The sequence below is a fragment of the Bradyrhizobium sp. S69 genome, assembly GCF_009766005.1.
Lineage (GTDB): Bacteria > Pseudomonadota > Alphaproteobacteria > Rhizobiales > Xanthobacteraceae > Bradyrhizobium.
Genome location: NZ_LMUK01000010.1, coordinates 16,958 through 35,396 on the forward strand (window position 1 = coordinate 16,958; position 18,439 = coordinate 35,396).

General features: G+C 61.9%; 20 protein-coding genes and 1 tRNA gene. 13 read left to right on the forward strand and 8 right to left on the reverse strand.

Annotation, left to right across the window (positions count from 1 at the left end):
• The first annotated feature begins 77 nt into the window (after nt 1-77).
• The 5 genes from GSQ88_RS03275 to GSQ88_RS03295 all read left to right on the forward strand — a co-directional run bounded on the left by GSQ88_RS03275 (nt 78) and on the right by GSQ88_RS03295 (nt 5,816).
• Nucleotides 78-695: a beta-1-3, beta-1-6-glucan biosynthesis protein gene (locus GSQ88_RS03275; RefSeq protein ID WP_159005958.1), complete on the forward strand. Its 618-nt coding sequence runs from the start codon at nt 78-80 to the stop codon at nt 693-695.
• Between the two features lie 228 nt (nt 696-923).
• On the forward strand, nt 924-3,761 hold the full coding sequence (locus GSQ88_RS03280) for a glycosyltransferase (protein WP_159005959.1): 2,838 nt from the start codon (nt 924-926) through the stop codon (nt 3,759-3,761).
• Between the two features lie 150 nt (nt 3,762-3,911).
• Nucleotides 3,912-3,987: transfer RNA gene (locus GSQ88_RS03285), tRNA-Lys, on the forward strand.
• Nucleotides 3,988-4,160: 173 nt separating this feature from the next.
• Nucleotides 4,161-4,625, forward strand: a complete 465-nt coding sequence (locus GSQ88_RS03290; protein ID WP_159005960.1) for a hypothetical protein — start codon at nt 4,161-4,163, stop codon at nt 4,623-4,625.
• A gap of 279 nt (nt 4,626-4,904) precedes the next feature.
• Nucleotides 4,905-5,816: an amino acid ABC transporter substrate-binding protein gene (locus GSQ88_RS03295; RefSeq protein WP_159005961.1), complete on the forward strand. Its 912-nt coding sequence runs from the start codon at nt 4,905-4,907 to the stop codon at nt 5,814-5,816.
• A gap of 112 nt (nt 5,817-5,928) precedes the next feature.
• On the opposite strand, the gene GSQ88_RS03300 is transcribed toward GSQ88_RS03295, so the two are convergent.
• Nucleotides 5,929-6,561, reverse strand: coding sequence for a dihydrofolate reductase family protein (locus GSQ88_RS03300; RefSeq protein WP_159005962.1), 633 nt, complete (start codon nt 6,559-6,561; stop codon nt 5,929-5,931).
• 380 nt (nt 6,562-6,941) lie between these two features.
• On the opposite strand from GSQ88_RS03300, the gene GSQ88_RS03305 reads away from it, so the two are divergent.
• Both GSQ88_RS03305 and GSQ88_RS03310 read left to right on the forward strand, forming a co-directional pair.
• Nucleotides 6,942-8,081: a glycoside hydrolase domain-containing protein gene (locus GSQ88_RS03305; protein WP_159005963.1), complete on the forward strand. Its 1,140-nt coding sequence runs from the start codon at nt 6,942-6,944 to the stop codon at nt 8,079-8,081.
• Between the two features lie 152 nt (nt 8,082-8,233).
• Complete coding sequence (locus tag GSQ88_RS03310) at nt 8,234-8,482, forward strand: hypothetical protein (protein WP_159005964.1); 249 nt, start codon at nt 8,234-8,236, stop codon at nt 8,480-8,482.
• A gap of 108 nt (nt 8,483-8,590) precedes the next feature.
• Here GSQ88_RS03310 and GSQ88_RS03315 read toward each other — a convergent pair whose 3' ends face one another.
• The gene (locus GSQ88_RS03315; RefSeq protein ID WP_159005965.1) at nt 8,591-8,848 is read right to left on the reverse strand and encodes a hypothetical protein; all 258 of its coding nucleotides are present in this window, start codon (nt 8,846-8,848) and stop codon (nt 8,591-8,593) included.
• Between the two features lie 306 nt (nt 8,849-9,154).
• On the reverse strand, nt 9,155-9,787 hold the full coding sequence (locus tag GSQ88_RS03320) for a TetR/AcrR family transcriptional regulator (protein WP_159005966.1): 633 nt from the start codon (nt 9,785-9,787) through the stop codon (nt 9,155-9,157).
• Between the two features lie 91 nt (nt 9,788-9,878).
• Between GSQ88_RS03320 and GSQ88_RS03325 the strand changes: the two genes are divergently transcribed.
• A complete protein-coding gene (locus tag GSQ88_RS03325; protein WP_159005967.1) occupies nt 9,879-10,544 on the forward strand; it encodes an O-methyltransferase in 666 nt (221 codons plus the stop codon).
• Between the two features lie 199 nt (nt 10,545-10,743).
• Here the strand turns inward: GSQ88_RS03325 and dmeF are convergent, their stop codons facing one another.
• Together dmeF and GSQ88_RS03335 are read right to left on the reverse strand one after the other, a co-directional pair.
• Entirely contained in the window at nt 10,744-12,000 is a 1,257-nt protein-coding gene (gene dmeF / locus GSQ88_RS03330) for a CDF family Co(II)/Ni(II) efflux transporter DmeF (RefSeq protein WP_159005968.1), read from the reverse strand.
• 32 nt (nt 12,001-12,032) lie between these two features.
• Nucleotides 12,033-12,311, reverse strand: a complete 279-nt coding sequence (locus tag GSQ88_RS03335; RefSeq protein WP_159005969.1) for a metal/formaldehyde-sensitive transcriptional repressor — start codon at nt 12,309-12,311, stop codon at nt 12,033-12,035.
• Between the two features lie 478 nt (nt 12,312-12,789).
• Here GSQ88_RS03335 and GSQ88_RS03340 point away from each other — a divergent pair, with 478 nt between their 5' ends.
• The 3 genes from GSQ88_RS03340 (at nt 12,790) to GSQ88_RS03350 (ending at nt 14,471) form a co-directional block, all read left to right on the forward strand.
• Nucleotides 12,790-13,380 (forward strand): formyltransferase family protein, encoded by a 591-nt coding sequence (locus tag GSQ88_RS03340; protein WP_159005970.1) that lies wholly within the window; start codon nt 12,790-12,792, stop codon nt 13,378-13,380.
• A gap of 223 nt (nt 13,381-13,603) precedes the next feature.
• Complete coding sequence (locus GSQ88_RS35490; RefSeq protein ID WP_159005971.1) at nt 13,604-13,963, forward strand: hypothetical protein; 360 nt, start codon at nt 13,604-13,606, stop codon at nt 13,961-13,963.
• Nucleotides 13,908-14,471 carry a hypothetical protein gene (locus GSQ88_RS03350; RefSeq protein ID WP_159005972.1) on the forward strand — a complete coding sequence of 188 codons (564 nt, stop codon included), beginning with the start codon at nt 13,908-13,910 and terminating at the stop codon, nt 14,469-14,471. Before GSQ88_RS35490 ends, GSQ88_RS03350 begins: the two co-directional genes overlap by 56 nt.
• 149 nt (nt 14,472-14,620) lie before the next feature.
• On the opposite strand, the gene GSQ88_RS03355 is transcribed toward GSQ88_RS03350, so the two are convergent.
• Complete coding sequence (locus GSQ88_RS03355) at nt 14,621-14,818, reverse strand: hypothetical protein (RefSeq protein WP_159005973.1); 198 nt, start codon at nt 14,816-14,818, stop codon at nt 14,621-14,623.
• A 101-nt stretch (nt 14,819-14,919) separates the two neighbouring features.
• The gene (locus GSQ88_RS03360) at nt 14,920-15,318 is read right to left on the reverse strand and encodes a RidA family protein (protein WP_159005974.1); all 399 of its coding nucleotides are present in this window, start codon (nt 15,316-15,318) and stop codon (nt 14,920-14,922) included.
• A gap of 243 nt (nt 15,319-15,561) precedes the next feature.
• Here GSQ88_RS03360 and GSQ88_RS03365 point away from each other — a divergent pair, with 243 nt between their 5' ends.
• Complete coding sequence (locus GSQ88_RS03365) at nt 15,562-16,440, forward strand: DMT family transporter (protein ID WP_159005975.1); 879 nt, start codon at nt 15,562-15,564, stop codon at nt 16,438-16,440.
• A 232-nt stretch (nt 16,441-16,672) separates the two neighbouring features.
• Complete coding sequence (locus tag GSQ88_RS03370) at nt 16,673-18,115, forward strand: caspase family protein (RefSeq protein ID WP_159005976.1); 1,443 nt, start codon at nt 16,673-16,675, stop codon at nt 18,113-18,115.
• Between the two features lie 82 nt (nt 18,116-18,197).
• On the opposite strand, the gene GSQ88_RS03375 is transcribed toward GSQ88_RS03370, so the two are convergent.
• Nucleotides 18,198-18,437, reverse strand: a complete 240-nt coding sequence (locus GSQ88_RS03375) for a BrnA antitoxin family protein (protein ID WP_159005977.1) — start codon at nt 18,435-18,437, stop codon at nt 18,198-18,200.
• Between the last annotated feature and the right edge of the window lie 2 nt (nt 18,438-18,439).

The following is an 18,439-nucleotide window of genomic DNA, read 5'->3' on the forward strand; positions in this document are numbered from 1 at the left end:
GGACGGCATCAAAACCAGCCCAAACCGGCCCTGGGCCGCTCTCAGGCTGGCACGGCAGGCAACAAATCGGGGAATCTATGCGTCGACGGGTGCTTCAGCTTCAAAATCCGGTTTTGCGCCATCTCGCCGTTGCCGGACTTGTCGCAAGTCTTGTTGTGGGAGCGGCGCTGCCGATCGCGGGCGGAAGCGCGTTTGCCCAGAGCGGAGACCCCCACCCCCAGGATCAACAGGGCAAGCCCGCCAACGGCAATCCGGCGCAGCCTGGCGATGCGGCCAAGGACAACCAGCGCAAGACCGACGAATTCGTCGAAGCCACCCAGGCCCTCAACGGCCCGGCCGGAAACCCCGAATGCGTCTGGCTCGGCCGCCGCGTCGTGCGCCTGATGTGGCTCGACGACCTCGACACCGCGTTCCGCCATCTCGATCTGTACGACCGTTTTGGCTGCCCCGGCGGCCACGTCCAGGCGGCGTTCCGCTGTCTGACCCGATTTGGCGGCCAGATCGATCCCAAGGTCGCCGATACGCTCAACAGCCGCGTCCACGCCTGCTGGATCAATCCGGCCGCGCAACCGCAGACGGCGGCGGCGACGCCGCCGGCGGCTCCGACCACCGCGGGTAGTGCGGCAGCACCAGCGGCGGTTCCCGCCGCGGCGGCAACACCGGCTCCCGCTCCCACGCCTGCGCCCGCCAAATAATTCCGGCCTGTCATTCGGGCCTGTAATTCGGACTTGCCGACCGGCGCAGACGGAAATTTTACGGCTGTGGTTTATTCGGCCCTGAAAACGCCATGCCGCCGTAAGAAACGGCGCCATAATAGTTGTTAAATCGTGTGGCGGAGATAAGCTCTCTTTGCCGCTGACTTGGTCGGATCTTGGGGACGGGTCCGCTGCCCTGCCATATTGGCCCCCTATGGTTGAGTAGCGATGCGCGCCGTCGTCGCCGTTCTGTTGTTCGTCACCGCCGCTCACGCTGCGCTTTGGGGTCTCCTCCAGCAGAAGCAACCAGCGCCCGATTTCCGGGGCATTCTGCCGAGCGCTTCCTATGCGCCATTTGAACCCGGTCATACCGTCGCCGACACCGCGGCCGACTCCGAGAAGGTTCGCGCCGAGCTGAAGAAACTCTCGACCCTGACGCGAGCGGTTCGGCTGTATTCGTCGACCGAAGGCAACGAGCTGGTGCCGCCGATTGCCGCCGAATTCGGCATGAAGGTCATGGTCGGCGCCTGGATCGACAAGGACGGCAACCGAAACAACCGCGAGATCGAAGCCGCCATCAATCTGGCGCGTCGCAACAGCAACGTCATCGGGGTCGTGGTCGGCAACGAAACCATTTATCGCGGCGAGCAAATACCTCTCGAGAACCTGGGGCCGGCAACCGAGGCCGGGCTCGAACCTGGGGAAGCCGCCGGAATCCTTCGCGAGGAAGGCGAGCGGATTCGGGACGCGGAAGCGCAGCCTGACGACAAGAAGGCCGAAGCGCAGAAATGGGCGGTCGCGGAAAACAACGTTCATCGGCTGATCAAGCTGGTTCAGCGGATCAAGAAGTCGGTCAATGTTCCCGTGACGACGGGCGAAATCTGGAACATCTGGCGCGACCATCCGCAGCTCGCCTACTCGGTCGATTTCATCGCCGCCCACGTGTTGCCCTATTGGGAAAATTTCACGGACAAGCAGGCCGTCGATCAGGCCGTTACGATCTATCAGCTGCTGCGCGACCAGTTCCCCGGCAAACGCATCATGATCGCGGAATTCGGCTGGCCGAGCGCCGGCTATAATCTGCGCAGTGCCGACCCGGGCCCGTTCCAGCAGGCCGTCGTGTTGCGCAACTTCGTGTCCCGCGCCGAAGCCATCGGCATGGAATACAACATTGTCGAGGCGATCGATCAGCCCTGGAAGTTCTTCGAAGGTGGCGTCGGCCCCTATTGGGGCATGCTGAACGCCGACCGCGAGCCGAAATTTTCCTGGACCGGCCCTGTGGTCAACGAGAACTACTGGAAATTCGCCAGCATCGCTCTCCTGGTCGGCATCCTGCTGTCGCTGCCGATCCTGCGGCTCGATCGCCCCACCCTGATGCAATCGATGATGCTGTCGGCCGCCGCCAACGGCGTCGGCGCCTGGGCTGCGGTCGTGTTCGAATACTGGACCGGGCATTATTTCGTGTTCGGCTCGGCCTTCGCCCTGACGCTCGGCCTGATCCTGCTGGTGCCGCTGGTGCTGATCGCGATGGCGCGGATCGAGGAGATCGCCGCGATTGCCTTTGGCCACGCCCCGCGCCGCCTGATCACCAAAAACGCGGCGCTGGCGCCCGCGACAATGGGAGAAGCCGTCAACTTCCCCAAAGTCTCGATCCATGTCCCGGCCTATCGCGAGCCGCCGGAAATGCTCAAGCAGACGCTCGATGCGGTGGCGCGGCTGGACTATCCGAACTTCGAATGCGTCGTGATCATCAACAACACGCCGGATCCGGAGTTCTGGCAGCCGATCCAGGATCATTGCCGTACGCTCGGCGAACGCTTCGTGTTCATCAATGCCGAGAAGGTGCAGGGCTTCAAGGCCGGCGCCCTAAAGATCGCGATGGAACGCACCGCCGTGGACGCCGAGATCATCGGCATCATCGATGCCGACTATGTCGTGACGCCGGACTGGCTGAAGGACCTGGTGCCGCTATTCGCCGACCCGCGCGTCGGCATCGTGCAGGCGCCGCAAGAGCATCGCGACGGCGACCGCTCGCTGATGCACTACATCATGAACGGCGAATATGCCGGGTTCTTCGACATCGGCATGGTCCAGCGCAACGAGTTCAATTCCATCATCGTCCACGGCACCATGTGCCTGATGCGGCGGGCGGCGATGGACATGGCGGGCGGCTGGGCCGGCGATACCATCTGCGAGGATACCGACCTTGGGCTAGCCATCATCGAGCAAGGCTGGGTGACGCATTACACCAATACCCGCTACGGCTACGGCCTGCTGCCGGACACCTATGAGGCGTTCAAGAAGCAGCGCCATCGCTGGGCCTACGGCGGCTTCCAGATCGTCAAGAAGCACTGGCGCCGCTTCCTGCCCGGCGCCAGCCGGCTGAGCCCGGATCAGCGCCGCGAATTCTCGCTGGGCTGGCTCAACTGGCTGGGCGCCGAAAGCCTCGGCGTGGTGGTGGCGATCCTCAATTTGATCTGGGTGCCGATCGTCGCGTTCGCCGACATCGCCATTCCCGACAAGATCCTGACGCTGCCGATCATCGCCTCCTTCGTGGTCTCGCTGGTGCATTTCGTAGCCCTCTATCGGCTGCGCGTGCATGTGAAGGCCGGACAGATGCTGGGCGCCATGATCGCGGCGATGTCGGTGCAATGGACGGTGTCGCGCGCGGTCGCCCAGGGGCTGATCACCGAGCATTTGCCGTTCGCCCGGACCTCCAAAGGCGGGCTGTCGCGGGTCTCGATCGAGTTCCAGGCGTTCTGGGAAGCCGTGATCGGCGCGCTGCTGTTGGCCGGCGCCGCGGTGCTGGTCGCCACCAACAGCACCAAGCAGGTGCGCGAAATCTACATCTTCGCCGGCGTGCTGGTGCTGGAGAGCCTGCCCTTCCTGTCGGCGGTCGCGATCGCCATCCTGGAGCAGTCGCGCATCAATTCGTTCTCGTTCTGGCGCGACAGCGCGATACGGACGGCGGAACTGATCGGGTTGCGCCCGGTGGCGATGCCGACCGTGATCGGCGCCGCCGCCCCGCCGGTCGCAACCTCCGACATTCACCGGGAATCCAACTGAGGGCTGCCCGCTTTTCCTGTGGGCAATCGGCTTGAAGAAGTCGCAGCAACACCCGGTATCGCCGGGGAAATCCGCGCTATTCTGCCTGATGTCAGCGGATTGTCACGCTATTGACCCACGACGCCCCGCCCCCTACACAGCGCGGCAAGTGAGCGCGTAGCTCAGGCGGTAGAGCACGTGACTTTTAATCATGGGGTCGTGGGTTCGAGTCCCACCGCGCTCACCAATGAAATCAATTATTTAGCGGAATTTTTTGTTCCCCTCGGAATTGTCCTGTGGGCAGTGTGTGGGCAAATCGATTGCTGCGGCACCCGCGTTTGACCACACTGCAACGGGCGATGCTCGCGCAGCCGCGATAGCGCGGGTCTTCGCGGCGCGCGTGGAGGCATAGGAGCCGAGATGAAGTCGTTTGCCCGCTCTCTACTTGTCGGAACCATCCTACTCGCCCGGTGCGCCTGGGCCACTGAACTCACCCCGGTAACATTTGCGAAGAGCGTGGTTTCGGAGCCGCGCTCGGAAACTTTTGCGACGGTGAGCTACCCGGACAAAACCTTGATCGTCGAGTTCAGACTCGAGCCTTACTCAACCGGCAAAGCAACCGCGGTTCGGGCTTTTGGCGAGATAACCAGAAAAATCGCAGAAGGCGCGTTCAGCAGATTCCCGAAGATCAAGGGCGTCCAGCTCATTGGCAACCTCGCGCTGCACGACAAGCACGGAAACGAAACTGTTGACCGCGCCGTCATGGCAAAGTTTTCGAGGGTCACCGCCGCGACGATCACATGGGAAAATGTCGATCCCGCCAACATCGTCGAGATCGCCGACAAGCACTGGGTCTTGCCGGAGCTGGGCTCCGATAAGAAATAATCGGTTGCTGGGGCCATCCTATAGCCCGTGAAAAAGCCGCCGCTGAGGTTGAGGTCAGCGACGGCTCTTGCGACAGTTTCATGCAACCCTTGGAGGGGTCGGGTCGCATGGTGGGACGGCCGGGTTAATGCGCGGTTACCCGCGAGGTCGAGCCCTGAGATCGCCTCCGAGCACGACGGTGCCAGTCGACCATGCCGTGCTCTCGTTCGGCCACGCTGGCCCAGCCTTTGCATCCATTCGAGCCATTCGCGGTCAATCGAACAAAACCGAGGAGGCTCCATGACGAAGTCACGTCTCGTTTCGTGCGCGGCCCTGCTTGCATCGATGCTCGCAGCGCCCGCGTTCGCCGAAGAGCTGACCGGTACCTTGCAGAAAATCAAGGAGACCGGTTCGATTGCGCTGGGCTATCGCGAAACCTCGATGCCATTTTCATACATTGACGACAACCAGAACCCGATCGGGTTCGCCCTGGATATCTGCTACAAGATCGTCGATGAGGTGAAGGAGACGCTGAAACTCGACAGACTGGAGGTCAAGCTCATTCCAGTAACGTCGGCGAGCCGGATTCCGCTGATTGGCAACGGGACGATCGACCTCGAATGCGCCTCGACGACGAACAATCTCGAGCGCGAAAAGCTGGTGGCGTTCTCGGCCAGTTATTTTCTCACCGCCAACCGGTTCGTCGCCAAGACGTCGAGCGGGCTCACAACAATCGACAACCTCAAGGGCAAGGCGGTCGCCTCAACAGCAGGCACTTCCAACATGAAGGAGCTCATCGAGACAAACATTTCGCGCAACCTCGGCATGACGATCCAGACGTCCAAGGATACCGCGGAAGGCTTTCTGTTGGTCGAGACCGGTCGTGCCGAAGCCTATGTCATGGACGACATCCTGCTCGCCGGCATCGTGGCCAGTTCGAAGACCCCGTCGGCCTATGTGATATCGACCGACGAATTTGCCGTTCCAGAGCCCTACGGCATCATGCTGCGACGGGATGATCCCGCCTTCAAGGCAGCCGTCGACCGGGCGACCGCCAAACTCTATCCCAGCCCCGAGATGGCAACGCTGTATGCCAAATGGTTCACGTCGCCGATTCCGCCGAAGGGCGTCAATTTCAATTTTCCCATGACACCCGTCATGCAGAAGGCTTTCGCGCATCCAAACGACAGTGGCGATCCCAACGCGTATTGATCTTGAATCTCGGATTACGGGGTGCCGTCCACCCCATCACCGTAATCATTGATTGCCGCGTCAAACGCCTCGTGATTCAAATGCCCGAGGCGTCCGGTCCCGCGCCCGACAGTCAGCGCGTCAGCACGAGATGGGTCGCGAGCTCCATGGGGACCGCCTCCGTCACCCGATAGCCAAGGCCTGGCAAGTCGATGCCTGCGAACAGGGATTCACCACGGCCCAGAACGACGGGCGACAGCGCCAGGTGCAACTCGTCGATCGCTCCTGCGAGCAGGTACTGGCGGACCGTCGAAACGCCGCCGCCGATCTTCACGTCGAGGTCGCCCGCGGCGGCCTTAGCCTGGGCGAGCGCCGCCTCGATCCCGTCGGTGACGAAATGGAAGGTCGTCCCGCCCTCCATCACGATCGGCGCCCGGGCGTGGTGGGTGAGGATGAAGGTCGGCGCGTGGTACGGCGGATTGTCGCCCCACCAGCCCTTCCAGTCGGGCCCGCCCCAATCGTCGCCGGCCGGCCCGAACATATTGCGGCCGAGGATGAAGGCGCCAAAGCCTTCCGCCGCGGCGCTGGCGAAGCGATCGTCAGTCCCGCCGTCTTTTCCGATCATCGATCGAAAGGCCCGGGTTGGGAAGAACCACTGCATCAATTCCTGACCCCGTTTGCCGAGCGGATGCTCCAGGCCCTGGTCCGGGCCGGCCCCGAAGCCATCGATGGACACTCCAAATCCCGCTACGCGCACCTTGCCCATCGGGGCCTCCGTTTGATTGTGAACTGACTTAAGGACGAACGGGCACGCGCGTTTCCGACAGCGTCAGCCCCTTTGACACAGAATTTTTCGAATTTCTAACCTTTGGCTGACTCGGCTTATGTTCTTGTTATGCTGCAGTCAGACATGACCGATCGACCTGCGTTCGAGGGCGACTGCCGCACGAAGTCCACGCCGGTGCCCGCCCCTCACCTCGTCTACGGTTTTCCGACAACCTCGCCCAACGCCGTCGTGCAGCCTATCCAACCGAAGGCCATGCCGGTCCGGCCGTTGTCGTCGATTGCAAAATTCCGAGGATAGATTGTATATTCTGTTGCGACCTATGCGAGCACTTTTCCATATTAACAATTTTGGATTTTAAAATGAGCCATTCGCATTTCAGCCGGCGCACCGTTCTTACAGGCCTCGGAGCCTCCGCACTAAACGCTTACGCGCCTCGCTACGCCCATGCCGACGAGCGCAAGCGAGGATTGGCGCCTGCGGTTCAATTCGTGGACATGGACCATCCCTATCCCATAGCGAACAAACCTCTTCAGCAGAAATTTCACAATGCCGGCGTCAAAATAATCGGGCGCTACTACTCCCACAAGCCAGATCCCCATCATCCGACCGGATGCAACGTACCAGGCAAAGTGCTTACATCGCCCGAACTGGATGCGATTGAGAGCGATCCCGATCAAGCCGTGATCACCGCCTTTCAGTTCTGCAATCGTTGTTCAGGATTCGGTGGCAACCTGACCTCCCAAAGCGACGCTATGAAATACGTCAGTCAAAAGGGGAGAGACGACGGTCAAGCCGCATTCGACATGGCCAAGGCCCTCAATCAGCCCCTCCACACTCCGATTTATTTCGGCGTGGACTTCGATCCTGAGAGCGATTGCGTTCATCGTGCTTCGTGGGACGATATGAGAAAACGGATCGTCGAATATTTTCGTCAGGTGAACGCCATCGTAGCACCAACATGGGATATCGGTGTTTACGGATTTGGCGCGGCTTGCGCCGAGGTCGGAAGCAACGGTTATGCGAACTACTTCTGGCTATCGGCTTCGGTCAGTCATCCAGGCACGCGCGCGTTTTTCAACGACGGCGAATGGAATATCTTTCAGGACATGACGTCGGATACCATAGGTTACGCCGGAATCCCGAACATCGACACGGACGTTCTGAATCCCGCGAAGAAGACTGCCGGACAATGGCGAAGAAGCGGAGCGGTCAATACGGATCAAAAAGCTGCGGCTGACATCCTTGCCGGAAGATTTTTTGTTACGAAAGATGTATGCGCTTATACAGATCGCGATTTGAAGCATCCGGCGAATGGCCCCGCCAGCATTTACCATTGGACTGCGCGGGTCGTCGAAGCGACGGATAAATACATCGCCGCGAGCTTCAACGAAAGCGATCAGGCTGCCTTCTATTTCCGATCAGAGGATATCAAGCTCGGCCTAACGAAAAACATGCCTGAATACTTTTCCGGCGCGCCCTGGCCCACCTGCCATTCGTGAGATTAATTCATGCGCCTTCGCACAACCTCAGAAAAGCGCGCACCGACCACCCTATTGAAGCGAGACCGCACCCGGGCAGTCGTTATGAGAGAAGGTCACCGGAATATTTCGATAAATCCACCCCATACCAAAACCAACATGGAGGGCTGGGAATGAAACACCTGATCTTAGCCGCTACACTTGCCTTGGCCGCGACCGCCGCGCAGGCGCAATATCTCGGGACGGAATCGAACCCGAACAGCCATCCGGTCCGGGCCTACACCACCGCGGGTCCCGCGGGCGCCGGGGCCTACCGGGAGGAGCCCCTGCCGGCCAATCCCAACAGCGCGCAGCTCGATAAAAGCGGCACGAGGGGCAAGGCAGCCGTCGGCGCGCGCAACGCGAGATCCCTAGGCAATTGACGGCTTCGAACATCAATGCCGTCGCAGGCGTCGAAACGCCTCGGCATCGGAGGCTTGTGCGCGCGGCCCGTTACACACGCTGCCCGCCATCCCCTCGCTCATCCACGTTCACGGGCAAATGTGCTGGCCGTTGTGCCAAAAGCAGGCCGAGCCGCGATGGTAGGCGTAGAAACCGCCGCCGTTGCGATAGGCGTGAATGTCGCCGGTCGGACCCACCGCGACCGCACCGTCCCGCGTGACGGCCCAGCTTCCGAGGTGGCCGCTGCAACCGGTGGCATATGAGTTGCTGAAGCAGGTGAATGCATTCGCGCTGGAAGCGCTGAAGAGCGCACCAAGCACTGCGACGGAAAGAGCGATCTTCTTCATGACGAGCATCCTGTTGCAAATGGCTAAATGAATGAGCGTATCGGCCTTCGATCCCTCGTCCGACCACGCCAGCGAACAGCGATGAACCTATTGCCGATGCAGACAGAGCACTGTGACTTCGGTCACGCGCCTGCTCGCGGCCTACCCGGGGGATGGCAACCGTGATGCCACGACATCCGCGCGCCATGTTATCCGCAGCATACCCACAACATATCCACAGCCCGCAAAACGCGGGATTCTGAGCAGTAGGAGCAGCTTGCTGCGCACAAATCCACAGCACGCGTGACGATCGACGATCTCCGCACTTCAGCGATGCCCGAGGCTCACGAGATAGGCGCAAAACATATCGGCCATGGCCGCGGCATAGATGTCGATCTCGGCGGGCGTCCGGGGACTTTCGGAAAAATCCTTGCCCACCGCGCTGAACGTCGTGGTGATGAGGTCGCCGGCCAAGGCACGGACAGCTTCCGGCGCGTCGGGCAGCGTCTCCCGCATAAAGGCATGGATAATGCGGTTTCCCGACGCCCTCGCCTCCTGCGCCTCCGGCGCGTCGCGATACAGCGGCGCGGCGTCGTTGAGCGCCACGCGGATGGCGGCCTCCTCGCATTCCGAACGGATGAAGGCGTGGACCAGGGTGCGCAGCCGCGCCAGCGGCGGCCGCTCGACATCCTCCAGGATTTCGCGCAGCAATTGGCTGGTCTGCCGCCATTCGTCGCTCTGCAGCCGGAACAGGATCGCGGTCTTGTTCGGAAAATACTGATAGAGCGATCCGATGCTCACGCCGGCCTTCTCGGCCACCCGCGCCGTGGTGAAGCGTGGCGCGCCTTCCTTCGCCAAAACCTGAACCGCGGCCTCCAAAATCGTCGCCACGAGCCCCGCCGAGCGAGCTTGTTTGGGCTGTTTTCGTGAGGAAATCCGGGTGCTTGGGCGATCGGTCACGGTGCGGCCTCGGAACGCGATTAGTAAACACGACGAATTAGTCGTATTTCCGATCCAGCGCAACGACGCTTCTCTTCAGACCGGAGACCCCATGACCACGCTGACCAATGCCCCGCTAAAAACCCTGCTGGATCGCTTGTTCGAACAGGCCGCCGCGGCCGAGACCGAAACGATCTCTGCCATCGCCGACATCTCTGACCAGGAGCGGATGCGCCTGATGCAGAGCAAAACCGATTACCGCGACCTCTACGGACGCTTGAAGCATGTTCCGCTCGCGGTCTCGCGCGAGACCGGCGCGCTGCTCTACATGCTGGCGCGCAGCAGCGGCGCCCGGGACATCGTCGAGTTCGGGACGTCGTTCGGCATCTCGACCCTGCACCTCGCAGCAGGACTGCGCGACAATGGCGGCGGCCGGCTGATCACCAGCGAGTTCGAGCCCTCCAAGGTGGCGCGGGCCCGCGATCATTTGACGGCGGGCGGCCTGATCGACCTCGTCGAGATCCGCGAAGGCGATGCGCTGCGAACGCTGAGCGTCAATCTCCCCGACACCATCGACCTCGTGCTGCTAGACGGCGCCAAGGCGCTCTACCCTGACATCCTCGAGCTGGTGGAGAGCCGGCTGCGTCCGGGCGCGTTGATCGTCGCCGACAACGCCGATCACAGCCCCGATTATCTGGCGCGCGTGCGCTCGCCCGCCAACGGCTATTTATCGACGCCGTTCGCCGAGGACGTCGAGCTGTCGATGCGGCTCGGCTGACGCCGATGCGGTGCGCACGGGATGACGAAGATTTACCGACGTCATCCTGAGGTGCGCGCTCTTGCGCGCCTCGAAGGATGGAAGCAAGACATGGACTCGCGGCCATCCTTCGAGACGGCGCTTCGCGCCTCCTCAGGATGAGGTCGGAGATGGCTTCACGACCTCTCCGGTGCGGTGCCGGCCGTTCGGCGATAACGCCTTACTGGCGAACGACTTCGATCGTGAGGTGGGAAACGGTGCTGAACCCGGCGAGCCTGGCGCGATAATAGTCGGCCTCGCGGCGGGTTGCCGTGACGATCGACACGATCGCGCCGAGATGACCCGGCCCCAGCCGCCATAGATGAAGGTCGGCGAGCCGATCGCCTTCGCGCTCGATCGTGGCGCGCAGATTTTGCGCCATGGCCCGATCCGGATTCATGTCCAGCAGAATAGCAGCGGTATCGCGGATCAGTCCGTAGGACCAGCTCGCGATCACGCAGGCTCCGATGATGCCGGCGAGCGGATCCATCCAGAGCCAGCCGAACGTGCGCGCCAGCAGCAGGCCGACGATCACCAGCACCGACACCGCGGCGTCCGCGACGACGTGGATCACGGCCGCCCGCATGTTGTTGTCGCGGTGCGCGTGACCATGCGCGTGCGTATGCTCATGCTCTGTAAAAATCGCCGGAACGTTCTCGCCGTCAACGCTGACATTGGCGGTGAACCCATGCGGCTCCGGAATTTCGTCGATCGATTCCAGATAATCGCCTCTGTCCGCGAAACGGAATGACTGGCGGGCGCCATCCGGCCTCACGGTTTCGATGGACACCGCCGCCACCGACGGCGCCGGACCGGTATCGGCGTAAATGCGAAACCGCGGTGGCACGCCGTCTTCGAAGATATCGAGCACGATGCTGCCGTCCTTGGTCGTCAAGCGCTGACTTTCATCGTGCGCGTCAGCGTCGCCGTGACCATGGGAATGCCCGTGAGCGTGGCCGTGATGGTGATCGCCGCTGCTCAGCAGCCAGGCACTGGCGACATTCACGGCAAGCCCGAGGCAGGCAATCGGTATGGCCTCGCCGAAATGAATTGGCACCGGCGCAAATAACCGGCCGACCGCCTCATAGCCGATCAAGAGCGCAATCATCGCCAGGATGATCGCACTGGTGAAGCCGGCGAGATCGCCGAGCTTTCCGGTTCCGAAGGTGAAGCGGGCGTCGTTGGCGTAGCGACGCGCATAGGTATAGGCCAGCGCGGCAAGCAGCAGCGCGCCGGCATGCGTGCTCATGTGCAGGCCGTCGGCGACCAGCGCAATCGAGCCGAAGAACAACCCGCCGATAATCTCCAAGAGCATCATGGCGCCACAGAGCCAAATCACCGCCCAGGTTTTGCGTTCGCTGCTTTGGTGCTGCTTGCCCAAAAAGACGTGATCGTGAAACCCCGAAAGACCGTTATTGCCACCTGCATTCGCAGCCATGTTCGCGCTCATGTTCACGTTCCTTGCCGACCTCATTTTACGTAAGTTCGGATAACGTCCAGCAACTGGTCGGCAGCCTCGACGTTGAGCGCACCCGGGTGGCGGTCGGCATCGACGAGGTGGGTACGCACGTGATCCTCGACCACTTCAGCCATCAGCCCCGACGTCGCGCCGCGCAGGCCGGCCAACAGGTGCATGACTTTTTCGCAGCCGGCCTCGCTCTCGAGCGCGCGCTCGATGGCTTCGACCTGGCCGCGGATGCGGCGAACCCGCGCCAGTAATTTCTGCTTTTCGCGCACCGTATGTGTCATTCGACGGAAATAGCATAGCCCCCTACCCTATACAAGCAGATGGCAAGACTTTGAACCTGAGCCGGCCTGGCAAGACTAATCATCGGCTGGAGGATTTGAGGGACTTCAGTGAAGAGCTCGACGCCGCCAAGCGATCATATTCCGCTTGAGCGGCGTTGTTGTTTGAACCTTTTCCGGTTTCGCGCATTTGATAACCGAAGCCGATGATCCCCCCCGATCGCCGCTTCCTTTGAGAAGGCCCCGCTTCCCCCCAGGCGGGGCCTTCGCGCTTTTAACGCGCGGCGCCGGCCCGCCTCACCGGCATTTTCGGACGCTTGGGCGGGGCCGGCCCACCCCATGGCGGCCGATGAAAAGATGTGGATCATGGCCTGCGGGCCGGGTTAGAGCATCCGCAGGCCGGCTCATCTATGGCATTCAGGATGGCTCGCACCCGGCGCCACGCGCCTCGTTTCAATCGATTTACGACGGAAGAGCCATCATGCGGATCACCCTCGTCGGCTCCCGCCATTTCGGCGTGACGACCCTGAACATGCTGCGCCAGCACGGCGTCGACATCGTCCGGGTGGTCGTTCATGACGGCGAGGACCGGCTGGCCACGACGGCGAGCGCCGCCGGCATCGAAGTCGTCGTGCAGGCCGATCCGAAGCGCGTGGCCGCCTCCGAGATCGCTCCGGGAACCGACCTGATCGTGACCGCGCACAGCCACGCCCGGGTCACCCGCGAGGCGCTGGCCGCCGCGAAACTCGGGGGCATCGGCTATCATCCGTCGCTGCTGCCCCGTCACCGCGGTATTGCCGCGGTGGAATGGACCATCAGGGAAGGCGATCCGATCGCCGGCGGCACCATCTATCATTTGGCGGACCGCATGGATGCCGGCGCCATCGCGGCCCAGGAATGGGTTTTCGTCAAAAAGGGCGAGACCGCCCGCCAATTGTGGGAGCGTGCGCTGGCCCCGCTGGGCCAAAAACTTCTCGCCGAAGTAATCGACCACGCCAAGGCCCATGGCAGTCTGCCGGCCAAGCCGCAGGACGAGGAGTTTGCGACCAGCGCGCCGAATCTCCCGGAGTAGTCGCTCTCTTCGGAGCGGTCTTTCGAAGAATCGTGCAGGTATCCTGGCACCGAGTGACGTTTTACTGGTCACATGGAACAAATTCGCGGTCCTTTTGGGGAACCAACCTCACTTCTATGTGTTTGAGCAGGTGGAACAATTTGCTTCGCCGCGGCGCAGCAAATTTTGAACACATTTGACCCGAATAAGCCCCCTCATCCAGACAAATTGAGGATTTCATTTCATGCGCCACGATCGCATTCGAGCGGCCTTTTTTGGTTCGTTTCTCGCCGCCGCCACCGCCCTCATCGCAGCTCCGGCCGTTGCCCAGTCCCCCTATGACGGTCTCTGGCAGGTTACCGTGGTAACCAAAACGGGTAGTTGCGAACCGCAGACCAGCTCCACACTTACTGTCACGGACGGAAGGGTTTCGGCGGCTGGCGCCGAGGTTTCCGGCAGCGTTGGTCGTGAGGGTATTGTACGTGTTTCAATCAATGGTGCATATGCGAACGGCCAGCTCAGTGGCAACGCAGGATCGGGGAAGTGGAATGGGGCATCGGCAGGCGTACCTTGCAGCGGCAGATGGCAAGCATCGCGTCAATAAAGCACAACGGACGGCCGGTCGTTTTTCGGTCGTCAGAGGACTGATGGTCGGAGCCGTCGCGTTGTTCGCGGCTTCGATTTCGAGTTCAGCGAGTTATGCCCAGTCGGGGCCATTTAACGGCCTCGCAGGGGTCTGGTCCGGCGCTGGCACCGTGACCCTGGACGACGGCTCGAGCGAGCGGATCAGGTGCCGCGCGACCTATGCGGTCGGCGCCGGCGGCGCGGGCCTCAACCAGTCCCTCACCTGTGCCAGCGACAGCTACAAATTCGATCTCAAGACCAATGTCGTCGCCGAAGGCGGCGCGATCACCGGAAGCTGGAGCGAGAGCAGCCGCGGCATCAACGGCAGCATCCAGGGCCACGGCAGCAGCGGCAATATCCAGGTCGAAGCCAGCGCCCCCGGCTTCACTGCGGGCATCACGGTGACGACGCACGGTAACAAGCAGTCCGTCGTAATCCGCGCCGAAAGCCAGTTCAAGGCCGCGACCATTTCGTTGACGCGCTCCTGAGCTAACCCGCACCCAGCCTACAGAGCGGGATGACTTTCGTTATCCCGCTCTAATTTATTGTTCGAGCATGATCTGCGGGCAAACGCTTCGCGTTTGTCCCGAGGGAAAACCGGTTTCCACTTTTCCGGATCATGCTCTGCTCAGCCCGGTCACTGTTTCGGCCGGGCGAGCCGGTCCGCGGTTTCCTTGATGGTCTTTGCGACCAACAAAGCCTGCTCCTTGTTGAACGCAAAATCCTGAATGCCCTTATGCGTGGTCAGCGTAAGCACCATGATCTCTGGCTGGTTTTCGGGCCAGCCGGTGGCGAAGGCTGTGACAAAATCCGCCGAGGTCGATCGCTTCGTCATCTCCAGATATCTCCTTGTCGCAATTGCCAGGTGCCGCGTTTAATGTTGCTGCGTTGTGGCGGAAAAAACTTGACCGCTATAAGCGCTGCGGCCAAGCCGGTCTACGCCTGCGGCACGAATGCGGTGACTTCGATTTCGACCTTGGCGCGCGCATCGACCAGGCCGTCGATATAGAGCAGCGTCGAGGGTGGAAAATTCCGCGCCAGCGTTTCCTTCCAGGCTGCGCCAATGCCGGCGCCGGCGGCCTGGTATTCGCTCCTGCTGGTCAAATACCAGGTCAGGCGAACGATGTGCTGCGGACCAGCCCCGGCCTCGGCGAGCAGCTTGATGATCCGCTGCAACGCCACCGCGACCTGAGCGGCCATGTCGGCGGGATAGTCCCCCTTATCGTCGCCGCCGGTCTGGCCGGCCAGCACAATCCATTGACCGGGACCATCGACCACGACGCCGTGCGAAAAACCGCGCGGCTTCGACCATTCGGCGGGTTGCAAGATGCGCATCGGCGGATACTCCCGAATTTGTTGTTTGTCGTAACCAAATGAGCCAGAGCGATCCTTAGCACCGATCGGGCGACGGCTCCCAGATCGAAATTGAGCGCAGCGCCGGTTGGGTTGGGTGCAGCGCTGCATCGGCATATTTACGCGTTGCAAATCGGCATGAGGTCGTCGATACCGGCGCGCGCCCCAACCGCCTCCCGCCGAACGTTGCGGCACGCGAAATCACCAAGAAACGGCTCTGCACTGATGAACCAGACACCTTCCAAACCAAAGGCCGCGCTCTGGATGGGGGGCTGGCTCGCCTTGATGCTGATGGTGACGGTCGCGGGCCGCGAGGCGTTGCGGGAGCTGAACGTATTTCAGGTCATGGAACTGCGCACGCTGTTCGGCTTCGTGCTGCTCTACCCCCTGATCCGGAGGAACGGCGGCTTCGCGGCGATGAAGACCTCGCGGCCGGTGCAATTCATCGGGCGCAATCTCATCCACTATGGTGCGCAACTCGGCTGGTTCTTTGCGCTGACGCTGATCCCGCTCGGCCAGGTGGTGTCGATCGAGTTCACGATGCCGATCTGGACCGCGATCCTCGCCGCGAGCTTTCTCGGCGAGCGCATCACGCTCTGGAAGGTCACCGCGATCGTTCTCGGCCTGGTCGGCGTGTTCGTAATCGTTCGCCCCGAGGCCGGCGAGATCAATCAGGGTCAGCTAATCGCACTGGTCGCAGCCATCGGATTTGGCATCTCGGTTGCCATGATGAAGTCGCTGACCCGGACCGAGAAGACCGTGACGATTATCTTCTGGATGCTGGTGATCCAGTCCATCGCCGGATTGCTGCCGTCGCTCTATGTCTGGAAATGGCCGTCCGCCGTGACCTGGGGCTGGGTCGTCGTGATCGCGTTTTGCGGCACGTTCTCGCATTACTGTATGGCGCGCGCGATGCTGTACGCGGATGCCACCGTGGTGCTGCCGATGGACTTCCTGCGGGTCCCGCTGACCGCGACCGTCGGCTGGCTGATCTATTCGGAACGGCTGGACCTGTTCACCGTGCTCGGCGCAGCGCTGATTCTCACCGGCAATCTCCTCAACCTGAAACCGACGACGCCGATTCCCGCCCCGGTCGGAACCTGATCCAGGCTAACGGTATCGGCTTAGCGTTCGACCGCGGCGTCGTGTGATTTAAATCACGTAAGACCGTCCTAAGACCGTCCCCCGATCGGGTCACGTTGAGTGACCGACGGATGGTGCCGGCAAAATATGCGTGCAGCGCAAATTTTGTGGCGCGAAATGCGGTTTTTTCGTGTAATACAGCCAGCTGTTGCAGCCGAAAAAATTACTCGATTTGAGCCTGGGGATTTTTCCAATGCGCTATTTCACCATTTTCCTTTCCCTGATGTGCATGGTGTTCGCCGCCGACGCGGCCCAGGATTCCGCCAAGGCCGACAAGCGCGTCGCCTTCGTGGTCGGCAACGGCGCCTACAAGAACGTGGCCGCGCTGCCCAATCCGCCGATCGATGCCAAGGCGATCGCGGCCGTGCTGCGCAATGTGGGCTTCGAGGTCGTCGAAGGCACCAACCTCACCCGCGATACCATGACCGAGCGGCTGCTCGAATTCGGCAAGAAGGCGCAAGGCGCCGACGTCGCGGTGTTCTTCTATGCCGGCCACGGCATCGCCATCAGCGGCACCAATTATCTGTTGCCGATCGACGCCGACATCAAATCGGAAATGGACGTCAAGCTTGGCGCCGCCATCAACATCGACCTGACGCTCGACCAGACCATGAGCGACGCCAAGGTCAAGCTGGTGTTCCTCGACGCCTGCCGCGACAATCCGTTTGCCGCCAAGATCAAGTCGAACGCAACCACCCGCAGCGTGTCGGTTCAAAGCGGTCTCGCCGAAATGAAATCCGGTGAAGGCACGCTGATCGCGTTTGCGACCGGCCCCGGCCAGACCGCGCTGGACGGCCATGAGGGCACCAACAGCCCGTTTACCCGCGCCCTGATCGACAACATCACGCAACCCGGGATCGAGATCCAGCAGGCGATGACCAAGGTCCGTGCCGAGGTCAATGAACAGACCAACAAGGGGCAATTGCCCTGGGGCCACACCAACCTGACCGGTTCGGTCTATCTGAACCCGGCGCCCGAGCCCGCCGCGGCTGCGGCGTCCAATGCCCCCGCGCCGGTGGCGTCGGTGTCCGGCAATACCGATGTCGAACTGGAGTTCTGGCGCTCGATCAAGGAAACCAACAAGCCGGAAGAACTCAACGCGTATCTGAGCAGCTATCCGAATGGTCAGTTCAAATCGCTGGCGCTGGCCCGGATCGCGTCTCTGGACAGCAACAACAACGGCAATAGCAACAGCTCGAACAACAGCAATCCGCAGACCCGCAACCTGACCAGCGTCGATCCCGCGACCTTCAACGCCGAATCAAACCAGGTCACCGAAGACCAGATCGGCCTCGACAAGGGCCAGCGCCGCGACGTGCAGCGCCGGCTCAATGGCCTCGGTTTCGATACCAAGGTCAACGGCAAGTTCGATGAAGCGACCCGCGCCGTGATCACGCGCTGGCAGGCCGCCCGCGGCTATACCAAGAGCGGCTATCTCAACCAGTTGCAGCACAAGGCGCTGTTGACCGAGATCGTCTCCGCCCAGGCCAGCAGCAGCGACGAGGACTCCGATGACCACGCCTCGCGCCGCCATCACGGCGGTGGTGGCGGTGGTGGTGGTGGTGGCCGTCATTACCGCGGCGGCGGTGGCCCCGGCGGCTTCATCGGCGGCGTGGTCGGCGGGCTGTTCCGGTAACGCCCGCGAGCCCGGTATTCCCTAAAGCAAAAAGCCCGGCTCGCGCCGGGCTTTTTAGTTTCGGGCCGTGGACGCCGCGCCGCTACTTCCCGGCCGCTTTGCGCAGCGCCTCGTTGATGCGCTCCTGCCAGCCGGGGCCGCCTTCCTGGAAGTATGCCAGCACGTCCTGGTCGATCCGCAAGGAGACCAGCTCCTTGACGCCGGGCAGCGTGGCCGGCTTGGGTGGCGCTTCCGGCACCTTGGTCGTGGTCTTCTTGAACGCCGCCTCGGCTTCGGTGCGGGCGTCGTTCAGGGTTCTCGGGCGTCGCGGTTGATCGGCCACTA

What these genes read in the sequence shown, in the direction of transcription:
- GSQ88_RS03275 (WP_159005958.1), top strand. Translation starts at nt 78, where the DNA reads ATGCGTCGACGGGTGCTTCAGCTTCAAAATCCGGTTTTGCGCCATCTC.
- GSQ88_RS03280 (WP_159005959.1), top strand. Translation starts at nt 924, where the DNA reads ATGCGCGCCGTCGTCGCCGTTCTGTTGTTCGTCACCGCCGCTCACGCT.
- GSQ88_RS03290 (WP_159005960.1), top strand. Translation starts at nt 4,161, where the DNA reads ATGAAGTCGTTTGCCCGCTCTCTACTTGTCGGAACCATCCTACTCGCC.
- GSQ88_RS03295 (WP_159005961.1), top strand. Translation starts at nt 4,905, where the DNA reads ATGACGAAGTCACGTCTCGTTTCGTGCGCGGCCCTGCTTGCATCGATG.
- GSQ88_RS03300 (WP_159005962.1), bottom strand. Translation starts at nt 6,561, where the DNA reads ATGGGCAAGGTGCGCGTAGCGGGATTTGGAGTGTCCATCGATGGCTTC.
- GSQ88_RS03305 (WP_159005963.1), top strand. Translation starts at nt 6,942, where the DNA reads ATGAGCCATTCGCATTTCAGCCGGCGCACCGTTCTTACAGGCCTCGGA.
- GSQ88_RS03310 (WP_159005964.1), top strand. Translation starts at nt 8,234, where the DNA reads ATGAAACACCTGATCTTAGCCGCTACACTTGCCTTGGCCGCGACCGCC.
- GSQ88_RS03315 (WP_159005965.1), bottom strand. Translation starts at nt 8,848, where the DNA reads ATGAAGAAGATCGCTCTTTCCGTCGCAGTGCTTGGTGCGCTCTTCAGC.
- GSQ88_RS03325 (WP_159005967.1), top strand. Translation starts at nt 9,879, where the DNA reads ATGACCACGCTGACCAATGCCCCGCTAAAAACCCTGCTGGATCGCTTG.
- dmeF (WP_159005968.1), bottom strand. Translation starts at nt 12,000, where the DNA reads ATGGCTGCGAATGCAGGTGGCAATAACGGTCTTTCGGGGTTTCACGAT.
- GSQ88_RS03335 (WP_159005969.1), bottom strand. Translation starts at nt 12,311, where the DNA reads ATGACACATACGGTGCGCGAAAAGCAGAAATTACTGGCGCGGGTTCGC.
- GSQ88_RS03340 (WP_159005970.1), top strand. Translation starts at nt 12,790, where the DNA reads ATGCGGATCACCCTCGTCGGCTCCCGCCATTTCGGCGTGACGACCCTG.
- GSQ88_RS35490 (WP_159005971.1), top strand. Translation starts at nt 13,604, where the DNA reads ATGCGCCACGATCGCATTCGAGCGGCCTTTTTTGGTTCGTTTCTCGCC.
- GSQ88_RS03350 (WP_159005972.1), top strand. Translation starts at nt 13,908, where the DNA reads ATGGGGCATCGGCAGGCGTACCTTGCAGCGGCAGATGGCAAGCATCGC.
- GSQ88_RS03355 (WP_159005973.1), bottom strand. Translation starts at nt 14,818, where the DNA reads ATGACGAAGCGATCGACCTCGGCGGATTTTGTCACAGCCTTCGCCACC.
- GSQ88_RS03360 (WP_159005974.1), bottom strand. Translation starts at nt 15,318, where the DNA reads ATGCGCATCTTGCAACCCGCCGAATGGTCGAAGCCGCGCGGTTTTTCG.
- GSQ88_RS03365 (WP_159005975.1), top strand. Translation starts at nt 15,562, where the DNA reads ATGAACCAGACACCTTCCAAACCAAAGGCCGCGCTCTGGATGGGGGGC.
- GSQ88_RS03370 (WP_159005976.1), top strand. Translation starts at nt 16,673, where the DNA reads ATGCGCTATTTCACCATTTTCCTTTCCCTGATGTGCATGGTGTTCGCC.